The 291-nt window shown below is 60.1% G+C and carries 1 protein-coding gene; it reads right to left on the bottom strand.

Annotation, left to right across the window (positions count from 1 at the left end; all coding sequences use genetic code 11):
* Positions 1 to 291, bottom strand: a 291-nt coding sequence (locus tag J4G32_RS20900) for a citrate lyase subunit alpha (RefSeq protein ID WP_281413601.1), incomplete at both ends; no start/stop codon positions are given.

Raw genomic sequence — 291 nt, 5'->3', positions numbered from 1 at the left:
GACGATGATGGACAGCGCCGCCGCGACGGCGGTATCGCAGTGGCCGCCGGACGCGCCGCGTAGAACGCCGTCGGAGCCGGTTAGCACGTTAACATTGAAGTGGGTGTCTACTTCCAGCGCGCTCAGCACCACCACGTCCAGACGGTCGACGGAAGCGCCTTTAGAGCCCCAGTTGGCGTACTGGTTAGCGCTGATTTCGATATGGTTCGGGTTGCGGGCCAAAGATTGCGCAGCGTTACGATCGAAGCTCTGCACGTCAAGCAGTTTGCGGATTAAGCCCTTTTCATGCAG

Origin of the sequence: Microvirga antarctica (assembly GCF_017921815.1) — a bacterium.
Lineage (GTDB): Bacteria > Pseudomonadota > Alphaproteobacteria > Rhizobiales > Beijerinckiaceae > Microvirga > Microvirga antarctica.
The sequence above is the reverse complement of the archived record's forward strand: the minus strand, read 5'-3'. Positions and strand labels throughout refer to the sequence as shown.